Consider the following 6,103-nt stretch of genomic DNA (forward strand, 5'->3'; position numbering starts at 1 on the left):
CAGTTCGGAGGAGGCGAGATCGAAGATGGAACGCACATTTCCGATTGTAACACCAGAATTGGCCAAGCGATTAGAAGCGGTTGAGCATGTGGGGTTGGTTCGGCGCGTGGAAGCTTTGCAGACAGATGAGAGCAAACGGGAGTCTGTGTCGCTGAAGCGCTTTGGCAATGGTACCGCGCTGATCAACAAAAAGAACCCGTGGTCTTTTATCAATAAAGTGATCGGGTTGCAGGTCGAAGATTTACCTTTGTTGCCAGAGATCGTGGAGTACTATGCGGCACATGATGTGACCTGTCGCATCAAGACCAACCCGGCGTATGCGACAGGTGAGTTCTTGGCGGCGCTGTCGGCACACGGATTCGTTGCCGAAGAATTTTCCGATTCGACGATGTATGGTGTCGCAACGGAAGACATCCCACCGCTGCCGGAAGGAATCACGATCCAGAAATTGACGTACGACCAGATGGATCAGTTCGCTCAGCTCTACACGCAGGCGATGAACCAACCGCCGGCACGCGCCGCCAGTATCGCCCATAACAACCGCCTGATCGCTGCGGCCAACTCAGGCTACCATTATTACACCGCAGCTGTGGACGGAGTGCCAGCCAGTGTGGCGATGATGTTTCTGCTCGACGGGGTCGCTTCGTTTTGCACAGCGGCTACACTCTCCGACTATCGCGGGCACGGGTTGCAGCAGGCGCTGATCAATCGGCGGATTCAAGATGCCGCTCGCCTCGGCTGTGAGCTTATTGTCGCCCAAGCGGCCTTCAACAGCCCCAGCCATCGCAACATGCTGCGATCGGGAATGCAGGTCGCATTTACTGATCTTATGTTTAAGTTGCCACGCGAATAGCCGTCAGCTCGATGCTGACGGCTTTTTTTCGCGGCCTCACGGTGTCGAGTAGGTGAAAGCGGGCAAACGATGGAGTTTGGACACGACCTGACCGCCTGCGATCACAGCTTCGAGGCGGAGCGGTGCATCGGTCGAATTGACAAACCGAAAATCAAGCTCTGGGTAGGAGACGGTGGCATCATGCCCAGGGGCGACATAACCGACCGGCAAGCTGTGCGTATAGCGCTCGGTGATCTGCAGACCCGCATTCAACACCGTATTGTACAGCGTCGAGGACACTTGGCAGATCCCACCGCCATACCCTTGTTCAAATTTTTTGCCGACGATCACCGTTGCCAACTGCCACCCGCCACTCGGGTCGTTCGAATCGCCCAACGTGTCGTTAAAGGACAGCTCTTCACCCGGTAGCAAAATAAGGCCGTTCAACTTGGCGTTGGCCAGTTCTATGTTCTTCACCCGCCCTTCGGCGTTGTGCCCGGCGAGTGACGTTTGAAACGAAGCGACTGCGACTCCTGCGCTGCTGGGAAGCTGTTGTAGATACGCTTGGTATTGTTCGTTTAGGTCACGTTGGACCCGGTTGTCCTGCTGCCTCGGCATCACGTTCTCGACCGGGACAAATTTTGCATATTCTGCTTGGATCGGCTGCGGTCGTACCGGATCGGACGCGTTCGGCAACACAGGTGCCGCCGCTTCGACCGGCTGTAGAATCGGATTGGTGCTCCCCGCTGTATACCAATACGCCGCTGCCACAACCCCGACTGTCAACAGGCTGCAGCAAGTGGCGGTGAGCAGCCATCCTTGCTTTTGTCTCTGTTTGTTCTTGTTCACCCTACACCCCTCCGTCTTCATCACTATATGGAAAGACGTGGAAGATCATGTCCAGGTTACAAGGCGTTCGCCACTTTTTAAAAAATCAAAAACCCACGCGGGAGATCCGCATGGGTTTTGATTCATTCGCTAGTTGTGCATGTTCGAACGTCGATGATTAGTCTACCACTTTCAAAGTTGCAGCCATTGCGCTGTGGCCAGTGCCGCAAGCTACGGTGCAGACCAGTTTCAGGTCGCCCGCTTTGTCCGGTGTGAAGACGACCGTTTCCGTTTTACCCGGCGGGATGTTCTTGATCTTCGCGTCTGTGCCCATAACGGTCAGACCGTGCAGACCTTCTTTGCCGCTGACCACCAGTTTGACCGGTTGGCCTTTTTTGACTTCGGTCTTATCGAGTTCCCAGCTCCAGTTGACAGCGGTCACATTGACCACTTGCTCGTTGCCGCTCGCTTCGGTGTTCTTATTCGTATCGGTAGAACCAGAGTTCTTTTGCTCCGTGTTGTTTTTCGTGGTGTCGTCTGTCGCCTGCTTATCCGAACCGCAGCCCGTCATAATCATCCCAAATGCGACAGCCGTCGCAGCGATCAATGCAAAACGATTTTTTTTCATTTCGCTTACGCCTCCTTTTTTACAATTTCATCATACACCTTTTGATGCAAGTTCGAAATGATAATTCGCACAGTAAGCATGAACGATTTGTGAAGAAGATCACAATGTTTTGAATGAACGATGTAAAGGGACAAAAAGCGCCTTCCTGCGTGGCAGGAAAGCGCTTGATTTGCAAAATCCGTTTGAAGTTTACAGCACTTTGTTGACGTGTTCGATCACATTTTCGACGGTGAATCCGTACTCGGAGATTACACGGTCGCCAGGCGCCGATGCGCCGAACGTATCGATCCCGATCACGACACCGCCGTCGCCGACATAGCGTTCCCAACCGAACGTGGAGCCCATCTCGATGCCCACGCGCGCCTTGACGGACGGCGGGAGCACCGAGTCTTTGTATTCTTTGGACTGTTTGTTGAACAGTTCCATGCTCGGCATCGAAACGACGCGGGCAGCGATTCCTTTTTCGGCAAGCGCTTGTTGGGCGCTGACAGCGAGCGCCACTTCCGAACCGGTGGCGATCAGGATCACTTGCGGATCGCCATTCGCTGCGTCGGAGAGGACATAGGCGCCTTTGCTCAAGCCTGTGCCTGCCTTTTCTGCGGTACCAGCCAGCACGGGCAGTTTTTGACGAGTGAGCACCATCGCGACCGGGGTGTCCTGTTGCGAGAGTGCGAAGCGGTACGCTTCCATCGTTTCGTTGGCATCAGCTGGACGAAGGGTGACCAGACCCGGAATGACGCGCATCGCCGCCAGATGTTCGACCGGCTCATGCGTCGGGCCATCTTCGCCGACAGCGATCGAGTCGTGTGTCAGCACGTACAGCACGGGGAGCTTCATCAACGCAGACAGACGGACTGCCGGGCGCAGGTAATCGGAGAAGACGAAGAAGGTAGCGCCATACGGACGAACGCCGCCATGCAGAGCCAAACCGTTCAACGCCGCTGCCATCGCGAACTCACGCACGCCAAACCAGACGTTGCGACCCGCGTAGTTGGCTTGCTCGAAGACCGGGTAGTCTTTTAACGTCGTGTTGTTCGAACCTGCCAAGTCGGCAGAGCCGCCGAAGAGCGACGGGAGATTTTTCGCGATCGCATTCAACGCCAAGCCTGATGCTTCACGGGTTGCCAGTTGCGGTGCGTCCGGCTGGTAGACCGGAATGTGTTGGTCCCAGCCTTCTGGAAGCTCATGTTTCATCGCTTGCAACAGTTGCTTCGCCAGCTCCGGATACGCTTCTTCATACTCTGCGAAGCGTTCATTCCACTCCGCTTCCTTTTGGCCGCCTTGTGCGGTGATCTGTGCATAATGGTCGCGTACTTCGGACGGAACGTGGAACGGCTCGTGCGGCCAGCCATAGAACTCTTTGGTCAGGCGGACTTCTTCGTCGCCGAGCGGAGCGCCGTGTACTTTGTTGGTGCCCGCTTTGTTCGGAGAGCCGTGGCCGATGATCGTGCGGATTTCGATCAGGGTCGGGCGGTTCTTGTCCGCTTGTGCTTCGCGAATGGCATTGCCGATCGCCTGAATGTCGGTGCCCTCTTCGACGCGCAGGTACTGCCAGCCACAGGATTCGAAGCGTTGCTGCACATTTTCGGTGAACGACATGGAGAGTTGGCCATCGAGCGAGATGTCGTTCGAATCGTAGAGCACGACCAATTTACCAAGCCCCATGTGCCCAGCCATCGAAATCGCTTCTGCTGCTACGCCTTCCATCAGGTCGCCGTCGCCGCAGATCGCGTAGGTGTAGTGGTTGATGATCTCATGGCCCTCGCGGTTGTAAGTCGCGGCCAGATGCGCTTCAGCCATCGCCATCCCGACCGACATCGCGATACCTTGTCCAAGCGGACCGGTGGTCGCTTCTACGCCCGCCGTGTGGCCGTACTCTGGGTGCCCTGGCGTTTTGCTGCCCCACTGGCGGAAATTTTTCAACTCCTCAAGTTCGAGGCCGTAGCCAGTCAGGTGCAACATGCTGTAAAGCATTGCGGAGCCGTGCCCTGCCGACAGAACGAAGCGGTCGCGATCGACCCATTGCGGGTTGGCCGGGTTGTGCTTCAAATGGTTGGTCCACAGTTCGTAGGTCATCGGCGCAGCGCCCATCGGCAAACCTGGATGGCCGGATTTTGCCTTTTCGATCATATCGATGGAAAGCGTGCGGATCGCATTGATTGCAAGTTGTTCGATGTTTGCAGTCATTTCAGAAACCCCTTCCTTGAACCTGTTATGTAATGCACAGACTGTACAGGCAAGTACACGTAGTATGTACTGCGTGGCGTACAGACTAGCTTGGTGATTGTTTCCTCCAAAAGCAGTGTAACATTGTGTCCATACCCTGTAAAGAAAGGGAAAAGCGAAGCGTTGACAAAAGGGCCTCCGCGATCAAACTCGGTGTGCGGGGCCCCTCTGTCATGCCATCTGTTGTCCGGTTATTCTTCTTCGCGAGCGCTCGGGTACGCCCGCATCTCACCGGTGGTGAGCACTTTTTTGATCTGTGGAGGCACTGGGACTTCCGGATAATTGATCGGCTCATCAAATTCCACCCAGCTCAAGTTGATCATCAGAAGCAGGAAACGTTTTCCCGTCTTCGGATCGCTCAAAATGATATGGTCACGGCCTGCCGTTTCGACGCGGCCGCGGAAAACAACCGAATTCCACTCTTTACTGCCTTCCACCGTATAATAGAACGTACCAACTTTGCCTCTGTTGAACCGGAGAATATTTTCAATGTAGGATTCCTCTTGAATCCCTTGGTCCGGTTGAACGACGACAGGCGTCCCGCCCGGTTGCATCATCGGTGGTTGCATCATCCCCGGTTGCGTCACTTGTGCGCCCGGTTGATACATCGGCATGGTAGCGGGTTGCATAAAAGGTATGCCTGTTTTAGGCTGGAAGCCAAATGGATTCTGAGGTTGCCGGAAATCATCATCACAGCAGTTGTAGTACAAAACCATTCATCTCCTTTTAGAAGCAATGTTCTCCCGAACGTTACACCTACATGGTATATCCGTCTATGGGTTTTTGTGACAACAAATATGAGCCCCACTGCTGGACGAGACGGCGTCTTTTTGTGTAGGCGTTGTTAGAACCCCTTTTTTAGGGGCAATCGTGTCATGCAACCTATTCTGCTTTCGCATCAAACTTTGCACTTCATTGCTTAACCTCGGACAAACAAAAAAACCCAGTTCATTGAACTGAGTCCTCGGATTTACCTAGCGACGTCCTACTCTCCCAAGACCCTGCGGTCCAAGTACCATACCTCCGCTCTCGCTCTGGTGGTTCTTCGCTCTGCTTCGAACTCGGCACTGTTTCTATTAGCCCTGGACAATGAAAAAGCGACCCTATTCATCGAAAATGAGTCCCTATTGCTCTATATTGTCCGATTTCCAGAGCAGCTGTATTTCACTTCATAACAAAAAAGACCCAGTTTATTGAACTGAGTCCTCATCTTTGCCTAGCGACGTCCTACTCTCCCAGGACCCTGCGGTCCAAGTACCATACCTCCGCTCTCGCTTCGGTGGTTCTTCGCTCCGCTTCGATCGCGGCACTGTTTCTATTTACTCGTATAATAAGAACATGAAAAAAGACCCGATCTCAGAAGATCGAGTCTTTCTCTCATTACCTAGCGACGTCCTACTCTCCCGGGACCCTGCGGTCCAAGTACCATACCTCCGCGATCGCTCCGGTGGTTCTTCGCTCCGCTTCGATCGCGGCACTTCTTCTATTGACCTGGGACAACAAAAGACAACCCTATTCAATGAACAGAGTCTCCTATCGTTCAGTGGTGTCCGCTTCCACATCTACAGAGGCAGTATTTCACTACATAA

5 protein-coding genes are annotated in these 6,103 nt (G+C 54.1%); 1 reads left to right on the plus strand and 4 read right to left on the minus strand.

Going from position 1 to position 6,103, the window contains the following annotated elements:
• Positions 1-25: 25 nt before the first annotated feature.
• Complete coding sequence (locus CIG75_RS19290; protein ID WP_094238106.1) at positions 26-853, plus strand: GNAT family N-acetyltransferase; 828 nt, start codon at positions 26-28, stop codon at positions 851-853.
• A gap of 36 nt (positions 854-889) precedes the next feature.
• Here CIG75_RS19290 and CIG75_RS19295 read toward each other — a convergent pair whose 3' ends face one another.
• From CIG75_RS19295 to gerQ, 4 genes are all read right to left on the minus strand, one after another.
• On the minus strand, positions 890-1,681 hold the full coding sequence (locus CIG75_RS19295) for a VanW family protein (protein ID WP_157729659.1): 792 nt from the start codon (positions 1,679-1,681) through the stop codon (positions 890-892).
• A 157-nt stretch (positions 1,682-1,838) separates the two neighbouring features.
• Positions 1,839-2,288 (minus strand): cupredoxin domain-containing protein, encoded by a 450-nt coding sequence (locus CIG75_RS19300; protein ID WP_094238108.1) that lies wholly within the window; start codon positions 2,286-2,288, stop codon positions 1,839-1,841.
• 189 nt (positions 2,289-2,477) lie between these two features.
• Complete coding sequence (gene tkt, locus CIG75_RS19305; RefSeq protein WP_094238109.1) at positions 2,478-4,475, minus strand: transketolase; 1,998 nt, start codon at positions 4,473-4,475, stop codon at positions 2,478-2,480.
• Between the two features lie 230 nt (positions 4,476-4,705).
• Complete coding sequence (gene gerQ / locus CIG75_RS19310; RefSeq protein ID WP_227874291.1) at positions 4,706-5,143, minus strand: spore coat protein GerQ; 438 nt, start codon at positions 5,141-5,143, stop codon at positions 4,706-4,708.
• Positions 5,144-6,103 lie beyond the last annotated feature (960 nt).

Origin of the sequence: Tumebacillus algifaecis (assembly GCF_002243515.1) — a bacterium.
GTDB classification, from domain to species: Bacteria; Bacillota; Bacilli; order Tumebacillales; family Tumebacillaceae; genus Tumebacillus_A; species Tumebacillus_A algifaecis.